The 19,833-nt window shown below is 67.9% G+C and carries 20 protein-coding genes; 5 read left to right on the top strand and 15 right to left on the bottom strand.

The features are described from left to right. Position 1: 1 nt before the first annotated feature. The 10 genes from AB0M22_RS36790 to AB0M22_RS36745 all read right to left on the bottom strand — a co-directional run bounded on the left by AB0M22_RS36790 (position 2) and on the right by AB0M22_RS36745 (position 9,978). Positions 2-958, bottom strand: a complete 957-nt coding sequence (locus tag AB0M22_RS36790; RefSeq protein WP_364736791.1) for an MlaD family protein — start codon at positions 956-958, stop codon at positions 2-4. Then, the gene (locus AB0M22_RS36785; RefSeq protein WP_364736789.1) at positions 955-2,076 is read right to left on the bottom strand and encodes an MlaD family protein; all 1,122 of its coding nucleotides are present in this window, start codon (positions 2,074-2,076) and stop codon (positions 955-957) included. The genes AB0M22_RS36790 and AB0M22_RS36785 overlap by 4 nt, the downstream gene beginning before the upstream one ends. Continuing rightward, on the bottom strand, positions 2,073-3,143 hold the full coding sequence (locus AB0M22_RS36780; protein ID WP_364736787.1) for an MlaD family protein: 1,071 nt from the start codon (positions 3,141-3,143) through the stop codon (positions 2,073-2,075). Before AB0M22_RS36780 ends, AB0M22_RS36785 begins: the two co-directional genes overlap by 4 nt. Further along, positions 3,143-4,177, bottom strand: a complete 1,035-nt coding sequence (locus AB0M22_RS36775; protein ID WP_364736785.1) for an MlaD family protein — start codon at positions 4,175-4,177, stop codon at positions 3,143-3,145. The genes AB0M22_RS36780 and AB0M22_RS36775 overlap by 1 nt, the downstream gene beginning before the upstream one ends. Next, positions 4,165-5,166 carry an MlaD family protein gene (locus AB0M22_RS36770; protein WP_364736784.1) on the bottom strand — a complete coding sequence of 334 codons (1,002 nt, stop codon included), beginning with the start codon at positions 5,164-5,166 and terminating at the stop codon, positions 4,165-4,167. The genes AB0M22_RS36775 and AB0M22_RS36770 overlap by 13 nt, the downstream gene beginning before the upstream one ends. Beyond that, positions 5,163-6,230, bottom strand: a complete 1,068-nt coding sequence (locus AB0M22_RS36765) for an MlaD family protein (RefSeq protein ID WP_364736782.1) — start codon at positions 6,228-6,230, stop codon at positions 5,163-5,165. The genes AB0M22_RS36770 and AB0M22_RS36765 overlap by 4 nt, the downstream gene beginning before the upstream one ends. Continuing rightward, positions 6,194-7,060 (bottom strand): ABC transporter permease, encoded by an 867-nt coding sequence (locus tag AB0M22_RS36760; protein ID WP_150403602.1) that lies wholly within the window; start codon positions 7,058-7,060, stop codon positions 6,194-6,196. Before AB0M22_RS36760 ends, AB0M22_RS36765 begins: the two co-directional genes overlap by 37 nt. Before the next feature lies 1 nt (position 7,061). After that, the gene (locus tag AB0M22_RS36755; RefSeq protein ID WP_364736781.1) at positions 7,062-7,907 is read right to left on the bottom strand and encodes an ABC transporter permease; all 846 of its coding nucleotides are present in this window, start codon (positions 7,905-7,907) and stop codon (positions 7,062-7,064) included. Positions 7,908-8,347: 440 nt separating this feature from the next. Further along, a complete protein-coding gene (locus AB0M22_RS36750) occupies positions 8,348-9,439 on the bottom strand; it encodes an ionic transporter y4hA (RefSeq protein ID WP_364736780.1) in 1,092 nt (363 codons plus the stop codon). Between the two features lie 137 nt (positions 9,440-9,576). Beyond that, positions 9,577-9,978: a PPOX class F420-dependent oxidoreductase gene (locus AB0M22_RS36745; protein ID WP_364736778.1), complete on the bottom strand. Its 402-nt coding sequence runs from the start codon at positions 9,976-9,978 to the stop codon at positions 9,577-9,579. 173 nt (positions 9,979-10,151) lie between these two features. Between AB0M22_RS36745 and AB0M22_RS36740 the strand changes: the two genes are divergently transcribed. After that, a complete protein-coding gene (locus AB0M22_RS36740) occupies positions 10,152-11,198 on the top strand; it encodes a DUF4189 domain-containing protein (RefSeq protein ID WP_364736777.1) in 1,047 nt (348 codons plus the stop codon). Positions 11,199-11,205: 7 nt separating this feature from the next. Here the strand turns inward: AB0M22_RS36740 and AB0M22_RS36735 are convergent, their stop codons facing one another. Then, positions 11,206-11,601, bottom strand: a complete 396-nt coding sequence (locus tag AB0M22_RS36735) for a nitroreductase/quinone reductase family protein (RefSeq protein ID WP_364736774.1) — start codon at positions 11,599-11,601, stop codon at positions 11,206-11,208. A gap of 208 nt (positions 11,602-11,809) precedes the next feature. Here AB0M22_RS36735 and AB0M22_RS36730 point away from each other — a divergent pair, with 208 nt between their 5' ends. Then, positions 11,810-12,970 (top strand): VCBS repeat-containing protein, encoded by a 1,161-nt coding sequence (locus AB0M22_RS36730; RefSeq protein WP_364736772.1) that lies wholly within the window; start codon positions 11,810-11,812, stop codon positions 12,968-12,970. Positions 12,971-12,976: 6 nt separating this feature from the next. Here AB0M22_RS36730 and AB0M22_RS36725 read toward each other — a convergent pair whose 3' ends face one another. After that, positions 12,977-13,780, bottom strand: a complete 804-nt coding sequence (locus tag AB0M22_RS36725; RefSeq protein ID WP_364736770.1) for a transglutaminase family protein — start codon at positions 13,778-13,780, stop codon at positions 12,977-12,979. A gap of 141 nt (positions 13,781-13,921) precedes the next feature. On the opposite strand from AB0M22_RS36725, the gene AB0M22_RS36720 reads away from it, so the two are divergent. Beyond that, complete coding sequence (locus tag AB0M22_RS36720; protein WP_364736768.1) at positions 13,922-14,587, top strand: PhoU domain-containing protein; 666 nt, start codon at positions 13,922-13,924, stop codon at positions 14,585-14,587. Between the two features lie 3 nt (positions 14,588-14,590). On the opposite strand, the gene AB0M22_RS36715 is transcribed toward AB0M22_RS36720, so the two are convergent. Further along, complete coding sequence (locus AB0M22_RS36715; protein WP_364736766.1) at positions 14,591-15,496, bottom strand: LysR family transcriptional regulator; 906 nt, start codon at positions 15,494-15,496, stop codon at positions 14,591-14,593. Positions 15,497-15,566: 70 nt separating this feature from the next. Between AB0M22_RS36715 and AB0M22_RS36710 the strand changes: the two genes are divergently transcribed. Beyond that, the gene (locus AB0M22_RS36710) at positions 15,567-16,715 is read left to right on the top strand and encodes a TDT family transporter (protein WP_364736764.1); all 1,149 of its coding nucleotides are present in this window, start codon (positions 15,567-15,569) and stop codon (positions 16,713-16,715) included. On the opposite strand, the gene AB0M22_RS36705 is transcribed toward AB0M22_RS36710, so the two are convergent. Then, positions 16,712-17,575, bottom strand: a complete 864-nt coding sequence (locus AB0M22_RS36705) for a sigma-70 family RNA polymerase sigma factor (protein ID WP_364736762.1) — start codon at positions 17,573-17,575, stop codon at positions 16,712-16,714. The two genes, AB0M22_RS36710 and AB0M22_RS36705, sit on opposite strands and share 4 nt — an antisense overlap. Positions 17,576-17,620: 45 nt before the next feature. After that, positions 17,621-18,760, bottom strand: coding sequence for an FAD-dependent monooxygenase (locus AB0M22_RS36700; protein WP_364736760.1), 1,140 nt, complete (start codon positions 18,758-18,760; stop codon positions 17,621-17,623). 118 nt (positions 18,761-18,878) lie between these two features. Here AB0M22_RS36700 and AB0M22_RS36695 point away from each other — a divergent pair, with 118 nt between their 5' ends. Further along, positions 18,879-19,817, top strand: a complete 939-nt coding sequence (locus tag AB0M22_RS36695) for a TetR/AcrR family transcriptional regulator C-terminal domain-containing protein (RefSeq protein WP_364736758.1) — start codon at positions 18,879-18,881, stop codon at positions 19,815-19,817. Positions 19,818-19,833 lie beyond the last annotated feature (16 nt).

The following is a 19,833-nucleotide window of genomic DNA, read 5'->3' as shown; positions in this document are numbered from 1 at the left end:
CCTACTTGACGGCGACCCGCACCTTGACGGCGCCGCCGGCGTCGACGTCGGCGAGGGCCTGGGAGATCAGGGCGGAGATATCGATCCGCGGCGCGGCCGAGACGATCGCGTCGAGCAGCGGACGCAGGATCGGCGCGAGCGAACTCAGCTCCGGCTGCAACTCGCGCAACGCGGCAACGGTCTTGTCGGTGAACGGAGCGATGCCGTTGCCGGTGGTGTACTGGTCGATCGGCTCGCTGTCGACCATGCTGCCCACGTGCGTGACCAGGTTACTCACCGCCTCGGCGAACTTGGTCCACTCGGGTGCGGCGGCGCTGAACGACGGGCCGACCCAGTCCATATTGGTCGCCGTGTTCTGCAAGCTGTTGAGCAGCGAGACGATCTGCGGGTTGCGGCTCATGATGGCCGCGGCGAGCAGGTCGCCGGAGCGCGCCAGGTTGGGGATCGCGCCGTCGGTGCCGACCAGGGACTGCTCCGCCGTACTCACCAGCGAGCCGACGATGTTCGGGTCGAGCTGGTTCAGCGTCGCGGTGGCCAGCCGGGCGACCTCCGGAATCGACAGCGGCGTCCGCACATTCGCGGTCTTGAGCTGCTGGCCGTCCCGAATGTACGGTCCGCCTTCGGAATTCGGCCGGAACTCGACGTAAGGCTCACCCAGCGCGGACAGGTGCTCGATGGTGACCATGCTGTCGGTGGGCACCTGCCGGTCGGCGACCAGCTTCAGGCCGACCTCGACGCCGGCGATGCTGTTGGTCACCGAGTTGACCCGGCCGACCTCGATGCCGGTGAGCAGCACCGGCGAACCGACCGCCAGCCCACCGGAATTGGCCAGCACCATAGTGGCGTGGGTGTAGTCGCGCAGCGGATCGACCCGCACCACGCCGAAGGTCAGATACCCCGCGCCGAGCACGATGATGGCGGCGATGCCGCCGAGCGAGGCGAGCGAACCGAGCTTCATCGGACGACTCCGATCATGCGTAGCGTCTGGATGATCCGGTCGGTCTGATCCTGAACCGGCACCGCGGCGCCGTCGGTCCGCGCCCCGACGATGTTCACCTTGGGGCCGCGCTCGGCGAACGGAATGATCTTGTCGCGGATCAGCGAGACCAGGGTCTGCAGGTTCGACGGCTGGCTCAGATCCAGCGGCCGGGCCGAGGCGAGCAGCGGCAGGAACGCCTGCACGGTGCCGTCGGCGCTGGTCAGCAGCGGGCCGAGCCAGGTGAGCGAGGTGCCGATCGGGCCGAGCGCGTCGAAGATCTTGGTCACGCCGATGATGGACGGCGCGATGCCGTTCATCTGATCGACCGACTCCTGGGTGAGCAGCTGCGCGAGTTCCGGCCGGATCTCGTGCAGCACATTGGAGTTGCGGTCGATGCCGTCGAGCAGCGAATCCAGCTTGTCCAGGTGGTTGCCCAGATCGACCGCATCGTCGGCCATGGTCTTGCCGATCTGCGCGGTCCGGCCGGCATCCTTGGGCAGCACGTCGTTGAGCTGTTCGATGGTGTCCTGCACCTGCTGGATCGCGCCGCCCTGGGTGAAGGTGGCCAGCGCGGACATCGTATCTTCCAGCTGCACCGGGGGTTTCGTCTGCGACAGCGGAATGGTGCCGTCCGCGGGCAGCAGCTTGTCGAAGCCGTTGGTCGGGGTGAGCAGCGCGAGGTGGATGTCGCCGAGCACGGTGTTCTGCCGCAGTTCGGCACGGGTGGCCGCGGGCAGCTGCACCGATTTCGAGATGCGGGCCTCGACCACGACGTAGCCGCCGCGACCGCCCGCCTTGGCCGAATCCACCACCGTCACATCCGAAACCGTGCCGACCTGCGCGCCATTGGCCATGATCTTGGCCCGCGCGGGCAGGTTCAGCACGTTCTGGAACTGGATCTTGATGGTGTAGGTGGCGCCGGAGACCTCGGCGCCGGGCACCGGCACCGACGACGGGTCGAAGGCGCAACCGGCGGCGGGCAGCACGGCTACCATGACCGCCGCGGCGCCCGCGGTGAAACGCGCAGCACGCCTACTACTTTCGCGACGCTGGAAGGAAACGGTCCACTGACCCGCGTCGTCTCGCTGAATCTTCATCGCGCACCTGCCATTCCGAACACCAGGTCCGCCATGTCGATCTTCGCCACGCCGCCGTCCGCGGTGCAGCGCCCCGGCGTCACCACGTTCACCGCCGCGCAGGCCTCCTGCGGGATCGCGACCTTCGGTGGGGCGTAGGCGATCCCCTTGCCCACCGAGCGGAAGGCGTCGGTCAGCACCGGCATCATCGAGACGACCTGGGCCAGCGAGCCGACCCGGGCGCGCAGGAACTTCACCAGCGGCACGGTGAAATCGAGGGTCTGCATGATCGGATCACCGAACGCGGTGGTCAGGTCGTTCAGCACCGGAAGCAGTTGGGCGAGACCGTCGATCACGTCCGCGCCCGGCACCAGCAGGTCCGCCCGAGCCGTGACGAGCACCGGGGCCAACCGGGTGAACATGGATTCGATGTCGCCCCAATGCTCTTCGACCTTCTTGCCGACCGAGGAGAACGCGTCGAAGACGCCGACCAGGTGGCCGATGTCCGCGTCCGGGGAGGCCATCGCGCCGCTGAGCTGCTTGATGATCTCGTTGATCTGCGGCCCTGTACCCGCGGTGGCCGCGTTCAACTGGGACAACCCGTTGGCCAGCGCGTCGGGCGTCTTGGAGTCCGGGCCGGAGATCTCCGCGGACAGCTGGGCGACGGCGTTCAGCGTCTCGGTGACGCTCTTCGGCGTCATCGTCTTGGTGATGCACTGCGCGGAGTTCCAGCGCGCGGTGTTCTTGCCGGTCGACACCACCGCCAGCTCACGCGCCGCGACGATGCTGTTGGCCAGCGTGGTCGCGCCCGCGTCGGCGTAGACCGGCTTGTCCGCCTCGACGGCGAACTCCACCTTCACCGCTTTCCCCTGCGGGGCAATGGAAGTCACGGTGCCCACCGGAATGCCGCGCATGGTCACCTGATTGCCGACGTAGAGCCCGACTGTGTCCGGCATGATCGCGCAATAACTCTCGGTCTTCTTCAGCGGATCGAAGACGATGAAGTAGCCGACGACCACCAGCGCGATGGCGACGACCGCACCCGAGACCGACATGAACGCCCGGGAACCGAGGACCTTGTGCAGCATCAGCAATCCCTCCCCGGCACCGGGACACACACGCGCGCAAGCGCGTTCGGGGGCGCGGTAATGGTCTGGCCGGACTGATCGATGGTCACGCCGTCGTCCGGGATGGCCAGCGCCGACAGCTTCTGCTGGATGTCCTGCACGGAACCGACGACCGGATCGAGCCGGCCGAGCAGCTCCTCCATTCGCGGCACCGCGTCGAAGAGCGGTTGCAACTTCGGCTTGATCTCGGCGTAGGTGGGCGCGATGGCCGCGGCCTTGCTGATCACCGCGTTCAGCAGCCGGATGCCCTCGGCCAGCTCGGCGCGCTTGTCCAGCACCAGGTCCTCCAGGAGGTTGGTGGCGGCCACCAGCCGGCCGAGCGAGCCCTTGGCGCCGTCGTACATGGTGACGTACTCGTCGGCGTTGGCGATCGCCTTGGAGATCATCACGTGCTGGCGGTTGAGGTCGTCGACGAAGCTGTTGAGGCTGTCGAGCGTGGTGCGCAGGGTGTCGGGGGCCTGCGCGACCGAGGTGCCGAGCGCGGCGAGGTTGCGCCGCAAGGTATCTCCGTCGATCTTGCGCAGCGGCTCGGCCGCGTCCTGGAAGGTCTGCACCAGGCTGTACGGCAGCCGCACCCGGTCGGTCGGAATGTGCTTGTCCCCCAGCGGTTTAGCGCCCGAGGGGAACAGCGCGACGTAGTTACCGCCGACGATGGTGAGCATGCGCACGTCCAGCGTGGACTGGTCACCGACGAACACCGAGGAGTCGACGGTGAACCGCATGATCACCCGATCCGGTTTCAGCTCCAGTGATTTCACCGTGCCGACGCTGACGCCTGCGACCCGGATGTCGTCGCCGGACTGCACCGACTGGGCCTCCGACAGTTCGGCCGTATAGGTCTTCTTGCCGAACGGGACGACATAGAGCACCCCGGCCGCGATCGCCAGGATCGCCACCAGCACCACGCCGACGATGCCGAGCCGGATCTCGCGCCGCTTGCGCTCCGGCTCGCCGATCACCCGGCGATCGGGGAACATCCTGCTCAACCAGCGCATACCGCCACCTGCTGTCCTGCGATCAGTACGCCGAATACCTGCGGCACGTCGGCCTGGCCCTTGGAGCACTGCGGCTTCCAGCCCGCCACCGCGGATTTGGGGATGGCGGCGTCGAAGCCGGCCAGCAGCCCGGGCAGCTTGTCGAACACCTCCAGGGCCTGCTGGGGATCGGGGAAGATCTTCTGGATCAACGCGTTCACGTCGTCGGGGCTTTGCAGGCCGAGCGCGTTGAACAGGTTGTCCAGCGGCCCGAGCACCGACGGCGCGGCCGCGGCGAACTGCGCCAGGCCGGTCATGTTGGATTGCAGGCCGGAGATGACGTCGGCCAGCCGGGCCAGGATCGGCACCATGTAGTGGATCTTGCCGCTGGCCGTGTCGTGCAGGTCGGACAGGTTCTGCAGCACCGCGTCGATCACCGTCTGCCGGTCCTTGACGTGCGCCGCGAGCTTGTCGATCGCCTCCAGCGCGGGCCCGATGCCGTTGCCGTCGCCCTCGATCAGCGCGACCATGCTGGCGCTGAACTGGTTGATCTCCTCCGGGGAGATGGTGGCCAGCACCGGCTTCAGGCCGTTGAACATGCTGGTCACGTCGAACGAAGGCACCGTGTGATCGGTGCCGACGGTCGCGCCGGCCGGGATGCGCTTGCCGGGCTGGGGCTGCTGTTGCAGATCGATGTAGCGCTGTCCGGTGAGGTTCTGGTAGCGGATGGCCAGCTTCGAGTTGTCGTAGATCGGCGCATCGGTCTTGAGCGACAACCGGACTCGGGCCTGGGTGCCGTCGAGCGCGACGCCGTCGACCTTGCCCACCTGCACGCCGTACATGCGCACGTCGTCGCCGACCTTGAGGCCGTTGGCGTCGGTGAACAGCGCGGCGTGCTGTTCGGTCGGGCCGGACACCGGCCGCTTGATCGCGGTGCAGACGATGAACAGCACGCCGATCATCACGGCGGCGAACAACGCGAGCCGCCATGCGGCGGAACGTACTTTCATCGGACACCACCCAGCAGCGGCGCGAGCACCGGCATCCCGCTCACGTCGACCTCGGCGTTCAGCACCGGGCCGTCCGGGGTATCCGGCATGGCCGCGCGCAGGCGGCGCAGCAGTTCGGTCAGGTCGGCGCCGGACTGGCGCGGTTGCGGCACCATCTGCGCGAGCAGCGCCAGCACCGGGCCGAGCTGGTCGGTGAGGCCGGAGAGGTCGCCGCCGAGCGCACCGCCGAGATTCGCGATGCCGGGCAGCAGCCGTTCGGTGTGCATCCGCACGCCCGCGTCGTAGGCGTCCCGATTGCTTTGCAGCCGTGGGATATTCCGCAGGATGTAGACCATCAGCTCGTTCGCGCCGGCGAAATCACCCGCGCCGTAGAACGCGGGACCGAGCCGGCCGGCCAGCTCCGAGGGCGGCATCCGCTGGTTGTCGGTGACGATCTGGGCGACCTGGATGATCGACTGCGCCAGCGGCGTGAACGCCTTCATGTCGTGCGAGACCTGGCTGATCACCGTGGCCATCTGCGGGGTGAGCACCGAGTCGCCGGTCTGCGACAGGCTGCGCAGCATGCTGCCCATGGTGGCGTCGAACACCGCGTCGGTGTGGCTGCCGGTCAGGTCGATCACGCTGTCGTCGCGCAGCGCCGATCCGCCGGAACCGCGGCGCAGGCCGATCTCGCTGATGCCGAACAGGTTCGCGGGGGCGTAGTCGACCTTCATGCTGTCGTCCAGGCCGTGCAGTTGAGCCGGGTTGAGCCGCAAGGTGATTCGCTGCGTGCCGCGTTCGTCGGGGGCGATCGCCGCGACCGTGCCCACCTGGACGCCGTCGACCCGCACCGGGGTGCCCTCCAGCACGCCGTCACCGATCTGCTCGGTGTGCAGGGTGATCTGTAATCCGTTGTCGGAGCGGAACTCCCGATAGATCAAGCTGGCCGCCAGGACGGCGACGATCACGCCGACCGCGACCACCCCGACCAGCCGGGTCTGCCGCTTGTCGATGGCCACTCCGGGCATTCCGTACTTCGGCATCGCCATTACCCCGTAAAGCTGATCGTCGCGTTGAAGCCCCACAGCACGATGGTGAGGACCATGTCGATGGCCACGATCGCCACCGACGAGGCGCGCACCGCGCGGCCGGAGGCAATGCCGACGCCCTCGGGTCCGCCGGTGGCGAAGAAGCCGTAGTAGCTGTGGATGAGGATCACCACGGTGGCGAAGATGGCCACCTTGATCACCGCGGCGACCACGTCGAACCCGGACACGAACTGGAAGAAGTAGTGGTCGTAGACGCCCGCGGATTGCCCGTGCACCAGCGTGATCAGCCCGCGGCAGGACAGGTAGGCCAGGATCAGCCCGATCAGGAAGGTCGGCACGATCGAGATCGCGCCGGCGATCACCCGGGTGGTCACCACGAACGGCACCGAGCGCAGGCCCATGGCCTCGAGCGCGTCGATCTCCTCGGAGATGCGCATGGAGCCGATCTCGGCGGTGATTCGGCAGCCGGCCTGCGCGGCGAAGCCGATGGCCGCGGCGATGGGCGCGAGCTCACGGGTGGTCGCGTAGGCGGAGACGATGCCGGTGACCGGGCCCATGCCGAGCATGTTCAGCATGGTGAACGATTCGACGGCCACCGAGGCGCCCATGACCAGGCCGAGCACGATCATCATCGGCACGGTGCCGCCGCCGACGATGACCGAGCCGCGGCCCCAAGTCATGTCGGAGATGATGCGCAACGTCTCGTCGCGGTAGTGCTTGAGCGTCGACGGGATCGAGGACAGCACCTGCCAGACGAAGGCCAGCACGAAGCCGAGCGATTCGAAGCGCGCGAGGAGCAGGCCGCGCCGGTGGTAGAAGCGGGCGATCCAGCCCAGTCCCCTGGGCGCGTAACTGGAGGCAGCCACGTCAGACCAGCCTGGTCGGCAGGAACATCTCGACCACCTGGGTGACGCCCAGGTTGACGATGGCGATGGACACGACCGACAGCACCACGGCCGCGTTCACCGCGTCGGCGACGCCGCGCGGTCCGCCCTTGGCCTCGAGCCCGCGCTGGCAGGCGATGACCACCACGAGGAAACCGAACAGGGCGGCCTTGAGCAGCGAGACCCACACGTCGGCGACGGTGGTGAAGGAACCGAAGGTGGCCCAGTAGCTGCCGGGGGTGACGTTCTGGCCGCCGACGGCGACCGCGTAACCCGCGACGATGCCGACGAAGATGATGAGGATGTTCAGCAGCGGCGCGACCAGGATCATCGCGACCAGCCGCGGAATCACCAGGCGCGGAATCGGACTGATGCCCATGGTGTTGAGCGCGTCGATCTCTTCCCGGATGGTGCGTGCGCCGAGATCCGCGGCGATGGCCGCGGCGCCCGCGCCGCCGAGCAGGAATCCGGTGGCCAGCGGTGCGCCCTGTTTGATCACGCCGAGGCCGCCGGTCGCGCCGAGCAGCGAGTCCGCGCCGAGGGTGTGGATGAGATTGCCGACCTGAATGGAGACGATGACGCCGAAGGGGATCGCGATCAAGATCGCGGGTATCGCCGTGACGGTCACCAGACGCCAAGCCTGCGTGGTCGCCTCGCGCCACTGGAACTGCCCGCGGGCGATCCCGGTGACCGTGCCGGTCACCGATTCGCGCGCGATGTCCACGGCACGACCGAACGTCCGCAACGACGAGACGACCGTGTCGGAGAAGTTCTTGCGGACGATACGAACGGCAGTAGCGCTCGAGCGAGCCCGGGTCACAGGCGCCACGCGTGGCCCCGGCCAGGCCGGTGTGTCTCAGGTTTCACAATCGCTCTCTCCATGATGGGCGTCACTGCCACCAAGAAGCTATCGGTGACAATCGGTAACAGTAAAGCTGATCACGGTGTGATCATCGCCTCCTATTCGATTGCCGGTGACTAGCCGAAAGCGCTGGTCAAAACGTCCGGATGGAAGTAGTTCGGCGTTCTGCAACAAGTTATCAGCGCATTTTGCTAATCAATATGATGCGCATCACGTAACTCGGTTAACTCCGAGCAAGATCGCGGTGTCCTTGCGATGCGGACCAAATCAGCGAAAAAGACAAGGTAGACGCGGTAGCGCGACAAACCCGTGCACGCTGGGACAACAGTCAGCACACCGAATGGGAGTGACCGCGATCACTCGATCGGCAATTCGGATTCTTATCCGTGAGCTGAATCACGCTTCCGCTACGGACTGGCCGCGAGGAACACGAATGCGGAGAACAGCGCCAAATGCACCCCGCCCTGCAAAAGCGTCGCCCGACCGGGAACAACCGTCAGCACGCCGACCACGATGGTGAGCGCGAGCAACACCATTTGCGTGGCGCCGAGCCCGAGTTCCAGCGGACCGTCCAGCCAAATGGTCGCCACCGCGATCGCCGGAATGGTCAGGCCGATGCTGGCCATGGCCGAGCCGAGCGCGAGATTGAGGCTGATCTGCACCTGATCGCGCCGCGCGGCCCGCACCGCGGCGAGCGTCTCGGGCAGCAGCACGAGCAACGCGATCACCACGCCGACCGCGGACGGCGGCAGCCCGGCGTCGGCGACGGCCGACTCGATCGACGGCGAGACCACCTTCGCCAGGCCGACCACGCAGACCAGCGCGACGAACAGCATCGCGAGGCTGAGCAGCGCGGCCTTGCTGGTCGGCGATTCGCTGTGCTCGTCGTCGTCGGTGACCACGCCGTTGCCCTCGACCGGCAGGAAGTCGTCCGGATGCCGCACCGTCTGGACCATCACGAACAGCCCGTACAGCGCCAGCGAGGCGACCGCGGCGAAGGCCAGCTGCCCGGCGGAGAACTCCGGCCCGGACTGGCTGGTGGTGAAGGTCGGCAGCACCAGGCTGAGCGTGGCCAGCGTCGCGACCGTGGCCAGCGCCGCGCCGGTGCCCTCGGCGTTGAACACCGCCACCCGCCGGCGCAGCGCGCCGACCAGCAGGGACAGGCCGAAGATGCCGTTGCAGGTGATCATCACGGCGGCGAAGACGGTGTCCCGGGCCAACGACGCGGCCTTGTCCCCGCCGGAGATCATCAGCGTGACGATCAGCGCCACCTCGATGATGGTCACCGCGACCGCGAGCACCAGCGACCCGAACGGTTCGCCGACCCGGTGCGCGACCACCTCCGCGTGATAGACCGCCGCGAGCACCGCACCGATCAGGGCCGCGGCCACCGCGACGACGGCCACCCCGGACAGACTTCGGCCCCAGGTGGCCGCCAGCGCGAGGGCGGCAAGGATAGGAATGAACACGGTCCAGCGGTCGGTCAACACACGGATCATGTGTTCCATCGTTGCAGCTAACCCTCCGCATCCTGGTCAGAGCGGTGCCGCAGGGCGATTTGCCCGTTTCTATCGGCCCGCAAACCCAGCTTCGCCGGTCCCGGCCGAGAGCGCGCTCCGCGGCCGGGACCATCGAATCAGTCGCGCAGGGCGTACCCGGTGACGCCGGTGGGGCGGATCGCGATCGCCACCCGGTCCTTCGCGTCCGGTGGCACCACCGGGCCGTTGCCGTAGCGCTCGGACAGGCGGGAGTAGAGCGCGCCCTCGGGGTCGTCGTCGATGTGGTCGAGCACACCACGAACCTCGATGTACCGGTACGGGTTGTCCGGGTCCGAGATCGAGATCGATACCCGCGGCTCGTGCGCGAGATTTTTGAACTTCTGCCGGTAGTTGGTGTGGGTGAACCAGATGAACTCCCCGTCCCACACGAACCACATGGGGTTCACCTGCGGCGCCCCGTCCGGCCGTGTCGTCCCGAGGTTCGCATAGGTGGGCCGCTCCAGCAGGTCCCTGGCCTTCTCGGGAATCTCGATCGTCATACACCCTCCAGTCGATGTGTGCTGTCCGCACGAACGAAACTACGCGCCGCCCGGCGCTTTCCGATGCGGTAACCCGGTCGAGCGTTAACGCCCCTACCGACAGGGGCAGATAACTGGCTACCGAGCCGATACCCTGGGTCGGCCTTGATCGAGACGAACAACAGCGGGGGCGCATGTCATACCCACCCGGCCAATATCCCGGGCAGCCTTACGACCCGAACGCGCACGACGCGCGCGCGGGCGAGCAGCAGGCGCCCGACCATCAGCGTTCAGATCCGACGATGCTCAACCCGATGGGCCAGCAGGGCTACCCACCGCCGCCGGATCCGACCATGCTCAACCCGATGGCCCAGCAGGGCTACTCACCGCCCCCGGACCCGACTCAGCTGAACCCGCTCAGTCAGCCGGATCCGGCTCACCAACCGGTGCCGCCGTCGGACCCGACCGTGTTCAATCCGCTGAGTCAGCCGGATCCGGCGTATCAGCAGGGACAGCCCTACGATCCGTACGCGCAGCAGCAGGTTTCGCAGTACCCGTCGGTGCCGCAGTATCAGCAGCAACCGATGTATCAGCAACCGCCGCAGCAGTATCCGCCGCAGCAGGGCGGCTTTCCACCGGGTCCGCCCCCGCCGGGATTTCCACCGCAGTACGGGCCCGGCCCATCCGGGTCCGGCGGCGGTGGGGGTGGCGGAAAGGTGCTCGCCGCAATCGGTTCCATCCTGCTCACCGTGCTGGTGATCGCCGGGATCATCGGGCTGAAGGTGTGGAAGAACAACGCCAAGCACCACCGCGACGACGCGGGCGCGACCACCACGACCAGCTTCGTCGTCGCCACCAGCGCGGCCGGCGCACCGACCACGCCCCGGCCCAGCGCCAAGGTCCCGCCGATCACCACGGCGCCGACGACCCCGCCCAAGCCCGCGACCGTGTGGATCGCGGCGGCCTACAACGAGGCCAGCAACGAAGTGCACTGGGCCAGAAGCTCGCTCGGCCAGGATGCCGCCGTCGGCCAGGCCCAGGTCGCGTGCGGCTTCTCCTGTCAGGAACCCATCTGGTCGAAGGACGCCTGCGTCGCGTTCGCCTTCGGCCGCAACAACGGCTGGGCCTCCGCCTGGGGTCTCACCATCCCCGACGCGCAGAACAAGGCGCAGGCCAGGGCGCAGAACGACTGGAACGTCCAGGGCCCCTTCGAATTCTGGTCGAAGTGCGCGACGGAGTAACCCGCGGCTAACTGTCCAGGTCGATGCGGACGGTGAGCAGGTCGGTGCCGACCAGTTGCACCACGGCACTGTTGCCGCGCGGGAGTTCGCGCAGCCGGGCGCGGGCGTCGTCCTCGGGCAGCAGGTGCGCGGTGCCGGTGTACCAGCGGCCGTGCAGGCGCAGCCGAACCCGGTTGTTCGCCTTGATGTTCCGGATGTACTGCGAGCGGTCGCCGAACTCGGAGACCAGCCAGAATTCGTGGTCGAGCTTGCGGCCGCCGATCGGGGTGATGCGCGGCTGTCCGCTCACCCGGCCGACGGTTTCCAGCAACTGCTGGGCGGGCACCTTGCGCTGCAACGGATTGACGATCCGGCGCTGCAATGTGGTCACCAGTCGGTGCTGAATATCGCGCTTGCTCGGCATGCGGCGACGGTAGCACCGGCTTGGGCACTGTGCCGCACGACGTGCGTGAATTAACGACACAATGCCGAAAGCGCTTTTGGCACAGTGCAACAGCGAATTGCCGCGGCGGTGGGCAATCCGACGAATTGCCGTGAATAGCCGTGTTTCAGTGTGATGCACGTCATAAAGTCCGTGCCCTGCAATAACTCTGAACACACCAGGACCACTCATGCATGATTCATCCCTGCATTCGCGCGGCCTAGTTCTCGCCGCGACCGCCGCGGCACTGTCCCTGATCGGCTCCGGCCTGATCGCCGCCGCCCCCGCGCACGCCGCGGGGGCGATCAATTTCGCGCCGAAGGTGGATTCACCGTCCGGCGGCCAATTCCCGTCCTGGGGGCCCGGCCCGTCCCCGATCGGCACCGTCACCGCCGACTTCAACGGCGACGGCAAGCCCGATGTCGTCGCGGCCGATTTCCAAGGGGCGGGGCCGATTCTGATGACCGGCAAGGGGGACGGCCGGTTCAACACCGGCGTCAGGGTGGGCGACGTCGGGATCGGTTTCGGCGCGGTCGGCGTCGGCGACCTGAACGGCGACGGCAAGCCGGATGTGGTCGCGCAGGCGTGGACGACGATCGCGACGTTCGTCAACAACGGCGACGGCACTTTCCGCGCGGCGAAGAAGTACACGACTCTCGAAGGCGCACAACAGGAAGTGATCGTCGCCGACGCCAACGGCGACGGCAAGGCCGACGTGCTCAGCTTGGCCCCGGCGGGCGTGCAGACCTGGCTCGGCCAGGGCGACGGCACCCTGGACGCCGGGCCGACCAGCCTGATCCCCGGGGTCGCCGCCGCGTTCACCGTCGGAAAGTTCAACTCGGACAACAAGATCGATATCGCGGTGAACAACGACGTGCTGCAACAGGTGCACGTCTTCACCGGCAACGGCGACGGCAGCTTCACCCGGCGCGGGGCGAGCACGTCCGGCCTGATCACCGAGGACGTGCGCGCGGGCGACTTCGACGGCGACGGCATCGACGACGTGATCACCGCCGACTCGTTCTCCTTCAGCACCACGCTGCTGCTGTCCGACGGGAACGGCGGATTCAAGAAGACCGACCGGATTGCCGTCTCCGGCCTCGGCCCGACCAGCATCGCCGCCGCCGACTTCAACAAGGACGGCAAGCTGGACGCGGCGATGTCGGCGGTGCTGAACTCCAAGATCGTGATCTTCACCGGCAACGGCGGAACCATCAGCAAGACCGGCGATTTCGGCGTCACCTCGCAGCCGCAGACGCCGGCCATCGCCGACTACGACGGTGACGGCAAGCTCGATGTCGTGGTGGCGGGCAGCGCGAACGCGGTGTCTTTCCTGAAGAACATTTCCTGAGCGCGGTCAGCAGACCGAGGTCAGGGTGACGTTGTCGTCGAACGGCAGGAAGCCGTCGACCAGGGCGGTGACCTGCAAGCTGTGCACGATGATCTCGCCGCCGTGGTTGTCCAGGAAGGCGACGTCGGAGGCGTCCCGGCCGGTAGCGATCCGGACCAGCGTCGAGCGCGGCGCGAGCCCGGTGGCGTCGAGCGCCCGCCAGGCGCCGTCGACGTAGGCCTCGGCGACCGCGTGGAAATCCATCGGTGAACAGCCCGGCGCGTACACCGACACCACCCGCGCGGGCACCTTCACCGCGCGCAACAGGGCCACGACCAGATGCGCGAAGTCGCGGCACACACCGGCGCCGGACAGCAGCGTCTCCACCGCACCGTCGATGGGGTCGCTGCTGCCTGCCACGTACCGGATCCGCCGGCCGACCCACTGCGCGACCTGCACCGCGAGCTGCGCATCCGGTGTGCCGGAAGGGAATTCGGTGGCGGCGAAGCCGAGCAGCTTGTCCGACTCGGCGAACCGGCTGGGGCGCAGATACAGCGCGCGGTCGTAGTCGGAACCGGAATCCGGGCTCGCGGCGCCCAGCACGGTCGCGCGATAGTGCGCGCGCAAAGTGCCTGGGCCGACCGAGAATTTGTGAATCCGGGTGCCGTGCGGGCCGAGGATCTCCCACGGCGTGATCGCCCAGCCGTCGAGCTCGAACACCAGCGACTCGTTCAGGTCCAGATTCGGCTGTCTGGCGACGGCGATCTGGAATTCGAGCGTGGTCGGCGCGGTGATCGCCACCTCGAGCTGAGCTGAGACATCGCGCTTCACACCACAATCCTGTCAGTCGCGGTCAAGTGCCCTTCCTATTTTCGGCCAGACCGCACCGAGTTGGCATCATCTGCACCGTCAATTCATGTCCAGGAGGGGATTAGTGTGCCCGGCCGCGCGGATATGGGCGAGAATTTGCGCGTGCGCACCCAGTTCACTCGCGAGCTCGTCGCGTTGACCAATGATTTGACGTTGATGTGCCGGCTCACCCATGACGCGGCCGAGCGGGTGACCGACGCACTCGTCGGCGCCGATCTCACCGCCACCTATGAGGTGTTCGCCTTGGACGAGCAACTACAGAAGATGTACGGCGCGTGCGAGGCGCGGACGGTGGTGCTGCTCGCGTTGCAGGCACCGGTCGCCCGGGATCTACGGCACGTGGTCACCGCCATCCAGATCGCGACGGAGTTGTCCCGAGTCGGCGCGCTGTTCAGCCAGGTTGCCGATCAGGTCTATCAGAGTCATCCGGGACACGTTGCGCCGCAATCGATTCTGGAGATTCTCGCGGAGATGGGCCGACTGGCCGCGACCCGCACCGCGCTCAGCGGCGAGGCTGTCGCCACGGGTCATCAGGAACCGCCCGGTGAACACGATCCCGGCTTGCACGCGATGGAACTGCTGCACAAGCAACTGCATTCGGCGCTCGCCGCGTCCGCGTCGGCCCAGCCGACCACCGCCGCCATCAATGTCGCGTTGCTGGCCCATCACCTGGAACGCTGCGTCGACCACACGTCGCGCATCGATCGGTTGATTCGCTTCCTGGACACCGGCGTTCCCCCGACCGCGCAGCCCGCCGACAGTGCGTGAGGGCTAGCCGGCCCGGGCGATCGAGTACAGCTCGCGGGCGGGGCCGGTCAGTCGTTGCCCGGTCGGCCACACGGCGCGCAGCGTACGTTCCAGGTCGAGGTCGGTGATCTTCGGGGAAACCAATGTGCCGGCGGCGATTTCGGCGGCCACCGCCAGTGAGCTGAGCACCGCCGGGCCGACGTCGGATGCCGCGGCGGTCTTGATCGCGGTGGTGGAGGACAGCTCCAGGGCGACCTCGGGTCGCCAGCCGGGGATCTTGCGCGAGACCGCGTGCTCGAACCAGTTTCGGGTGCCCGAGCCGGTTTCCCTTTGGATCAACGGGGTTTCGGCAAGTTCGGTGAGCGTGACCGAGCCGCGACGGGCCCAGCGGTGCGCCGGGGCGACGACGACGATCAGGTGATCGTGTGCGACGACGTGAGATTGGAGGCCGCGGAAGTTCTGCGGTCCTTCGATGAAGCCGATCGCCGCCTTGTTGTCGAGCACCTCCTTGGCCACCTCGACGGAGTTGCCGGATTCCAGCGCGATGGCCGTGCCCGGCGCGGTGGCCCGCAGTTTCATCAGCCAGGCCGGGAAGAGATATTCCGCGATCGTCTGGCTCGCCGCGACGCGCAGGTGCGAGTCGCGCTCGGCGCGCAACGTGTCGATGCCCGCGTCGAGTTGCTCGGCCGCGCGGACCACGCCGCGGGCCCACTCCGCGATCAGCGAGCCGGCGCGGGTCGGCCGGGAGCCGAGGGTGGTGCGCTCCAGCACCGGCATGCCGACCAGCTTCTCCAGATAGCTGATCCGCGACGACGCGGACGGCTGGCTGATGCCGTGCGCGGCCGCCGCGCGACCGAGGCTGCCCAGTTCGATCACCGAAAGCAGCAGGTCCAGCGCGGCCAGGTCGGGGACACGGGGCGACAGGGGCATAGAACGAGTCTATGCATGCATAGGAACATGCCCGCTACCCGACACCGTGGCCTGCGACGACGCTGAAGACATGACCGCCACCGTGACCTTCCGCCCCGCCTCGCCGCGGCGCGTGGTCGGCGAGCTCGACCAGCGCGCCGACCGCCGCCCCGGCTCCCTGCGCCAACTCGGCCCGAACTGGTTCGCCGCGGTGATGGGCACCGGCATCGTCGCGACCGCGGCGGCCACCCTGCCGATGCAGTTCCCCGGGCTGCGCAGCGCGGCGACCGGCGTGTGGGCGCTGGCCGCCGGGTTGCTGGTGGCCCTGAGCGTCGCGTGGGTCGCGCACCGGGTGCGGTTTCCCGAGACCGCCCGTGACCATCGCAACCACCCGGTGATGTCGCAGTTCTTCGGGGCTCCCCCGATGGCCTTGCTGACCGTCGGCGGCGGAACCCTGATGCTCGGCTCCGACGTGATCGGCCTGCCGGCCGCCGTGGCGATCGACTGGGTGCTGTGGACCGCAGGCACCCTGCTCGGCCTGCTGACCGCATGCGCCATCCCCTACCGGATGTTCACCAGGCATCGGGTCGAGGCGGACGCGGCCTTCGGTGGCTGGCTGATGCCCGTTGTGCCGCCGATGGTTTCGGCCGCGATGGGCGCGCTGCTCGTCCCGCATACTCCCGCGGGCCAGTTGCGCCTGACCATGATCCTGCTCTGCGTGGCCATGTTCGGCCTCAGTTTGCTCGCCGCGCTGGTCACCATCACCATGATCTGGTCGCGCCTGGTGCATCACGGCACCCCGCACGCGGGCATGGTGCCGACGCTGTGGATCGTGCTCGGCCCGCTCGGCCAATCGATCACCGCCGCAGGCCTGCTCGCCAACGCCGCCCCGTTCGCCCTGCCCGACCTGTACGCCAAGGGCTTCCTGGTCTTCTCGGTCATCTACGGCATCGCCGCCTGGGGCTTCGCCATGCTGTGGCTGGCCCTGGCGCTGGCCATCACCGTAAAGACCTACCGGGCAGGCGAATTGACCTTCAACCTGACCTGGTGGGGCTTCACCTTCCCGCTCGGCACCTGCGTCACCGGCAGCACCGTGCTCTACACCCATACCGGGGCAAACCTGTTCGCCGCCACCGCGATCGCCCTGTACGTACTGCTGGTCGCCGCCTGGTCGGCCGTGGCGATCCGCACCGCGCGCGGCGTGCTCAGCGGCGACTTGCTCCGTCCCGCAACACGTTAATCCAGGAGCGGGAAGCGACCGGAATGCAGCAGCCCCGCGATGGCGTCCATCTTCGCTTGCGGCGCAGCGTAATCCGGGTGGGCGCGCAGGACGGCGGCCGCGTCGTGCAGCCGGGTCATCTGCTGTTCGGCCTGGGCGGCGGTGCGGCCGCCGGGGGTGATGGGGTGGCGGGCGAAGTGGGGTGTGCGGACGTCGACGCGGCCCAGGGCGACGGCCTTCTCCACCCGGCGGGAGCAGCGGCAGAAGGCGTCGGGGTTGGCCAGGCCGCAGGTAGCGGTGAGGAAGTTGCCGAGGCGTTTCTTGGCCCGCTCCAGGCGCTTTCGGTAGGCGGCGGGGGGGATGTCGAGAATCCAGGCGGCGTCGGTGGAGTTGAGTTCGAAGACGTCGCCGAGGACGAAGGCGACTCGCTCGTCGCGGGCCAGGCATTGCAGCATGGCCTGCGAGCAGTTGAGCCGGACCTCCGCGGTGAGCAAGGTCGCCTCCGGGCCGCGGTAGTCGTCTTCCGCGAGCCCGTCGGCCAAGCCGTCGCGGTAGGCGTCCAGGCTCAGCTCGGCCGCTTCCTGCGGGGTCCGGCGTTTCAGGTTCAGCAGATAGTTGACGCCGATGCGGTAGGCCCAGGTCAGCAGCTTCGCCTCGGCCCGCCAGGTGGCGAGGTTGCCGAGGACGCGGAGCAGGATCTCCTGGGTCGCGTCCTCGGCCTCGGCGGGGCGCCACACCATGCGCAATGCCAGCCGATACAGCGGGTCTTGTAGCAGGCGCACCACATCGGTGATCGCGTCGCGCTCCCCGGCGACGGCGCGCCCGACCAGTTCCCGCTCCTCGGCCCTGATCTGCTCACCCGTTTGTGCCTGCGCGCTCATCCAGCCAACTTTCGGCTGGTGAGCGGTTCGGCGCAAGCGGAATTGTCAGTAGTCCTTCAGGGTGAGGTACTCCGGGTCGGCCTCCGGCGGGTTGGCCGCCATGGCATCGAAGACCTCCTGCGGGGGCGGCTCGGCGAACAGCATGCCGACTACCTCGACCGCACCTTCCTGATTGGTTTTCACGTATTCGCGCAGCTGGCTTTCGTAGCCGGCGAAAGCGGCCTCGTAATCGCCTGCGGCGGTAGCCAATTCGCCCGCCAGGAGATACGCGCCGATCAGCGCTTGCGAGGTGCCGCGGCCGGACAGCGGGGAGGCGCACGCGCACGCGTCGCCGAGCAGCACCACCCGGCCGGTCGACCAGGTGTCCATCTCGACCTGGCTGATCGGGGTGAAGTACAGGTCCGACGATGCCGCCAGGTCGTTCAGCAGGCGCGGGATCACCCAGCCGTCCCCGGCGAAGTGTTCCGCGATGATCCGTTTCTGCTCCTCGATGTCACCGCGGTCGTAGTCGAGCGGGTCCGAGCCGAAGTACAGCGACGCGCGGGCCTCGGCGTTGTCCCTGGTGCTGAACACATTCGCGGTGCGGCCGCCGGCCAGCTGGCAGCCCCGGCCCTCGTAGTCGAGGTCGAGGAAGTTGTCGGTGGAGAAGATCGCGTTGTATACGCCGAGGTGGCGGATGTACTTCGCGTGGTCGCCGAAGGCCAGGGAGCGCACCTTCGAATACAGCCCGTCGGCTCCGACCACCAGGTCGAAGCGGCGCGGTTCGCCGCGTTCGAAGCTCACCAGAACGCCGTCCGCCTGCTCGTCGATGGCGGTGATCGAGTTGTCGAAGAGGTACTCGGTCTCGTCCTTCGTCAACGCGTAGAGGACGTCGGTGAGGTCGCTCTTGAGCACCTCCAGCTCACCGGCGAAGATCGCCGCCGGCATGGTCACGACGTGCCTGCCGTCGGGGTCGACCACCTCGCTGTCGCGAATCGTGGTGCTGTACTTGCGCATCTCGTCGAGGATGCCCATGCGGTCGAGCACCGTCATGGCCGCGCCGCGGAAGTCGACCGCGTAGCCGCCGGGGCGCGGTTGTGCCGCCCGCTCGACGACCGTCGGCGTGCAGCCGTGCCTGCGCAGCCAGTACGCCAACGCCGGGCCGGCGACTCCGGCGCCGGAAATCAGGATGTTCGTGTTCGTCATTTCGTTCCCACCATCTCTGCACATTCGAGCTGTTGGGATACAACGTACATGAGAGTGCGTACGTTGTACAATGCGTACTAGTGCAGATAGATCCCGTTAAGTGGCTAATATCAATCGCATGCGTACTAGTACAGCCGGTCCGCCGGACCACACTCCGCCCTACCTGCGCATCGCCACCGAGATCCAGGAACGGATCAGCTCCGGCGAACTGCGGTCCGGCGATCGAGTGCCCTCCGCCCGGCAGATCACCAAGGAGTGGGGCGTCGCGATCGCCACCGCGACGAAGGTGCTGGCCGTGCTGCGCCAAGCGGGCGTGGTGCGGGCGGTGCCGGGCGTCGGCACCGTGGTGGACACCCCGCAGGCAGCTCCCCCGCGCGAGCCCGGCCGCGACACCCCGCTGACCGCCACGTCGATCGTGCGGGCGGGCATGGCGATCGCCGACGCGGAAGGACTGCCCGCGCTGTCGATGCGTCGCGTCGCCGCCGATCTCGGCGTGCCGACCATGTCGCTGTATCGCCATGTGGGCAGCAAGGATCGGCTGGTGCTGCTGATGGCGGACGAGGCCTTCGGCGAGGCCGAACTCCCCGACCCGCCGCCCGTCGGCTGGCGGGAACGCCTGGAGGTGCTGGCCCGCGCGCAATGGGCGATGTATCACCGGCATCCGTGGGTGGTCGCGGCGATCTGGGTGAACCAGCCGGAACCGGCGCCGAAGTTGCTGGCGCACACCGAATGGGCCGTGCACGCGTTCGACGAACTCGGCCTCGATCCGGACGCCATGATGTATGCGCATGTCTCGCTGTACAGCTACGTGCGCGGGATCGCGGTGAACCTCGAGCTGGAAGCCGGCATCCGGCGGGCGGGCACACCGGTCGAACCGTGGGACATGCTCGAACCGGAGTACGAGCAGTTCCTGGCCAGCGGCCGCTATCCCACCCTGGCAAGCCTGAACGAGCGCAACGACTTCCAGTTCGACATCGACAAGCTCTTCGAGTTCGGCCTGCACCGTTTGCTGGACGGGTTCGCCGCCTTCGTCGCGCCGGCCGCGGGACCGGAGTAACCCCGGTCCCGGTAAC

The sequence above is a fragment of the Nocardia sp. NPDC051756 genome, assembly GCF_040681495.1.
Classification (GTDB): Bacteria; Actinomycetota; Actinomycetes; order Mycobacteriales; family Mycobacteriaceae; genus Nocardia.
Note: the sequence above shows the minus strand (reverse complement) of the source record. Positions and strands in the feature narration are given on the sequence as shown.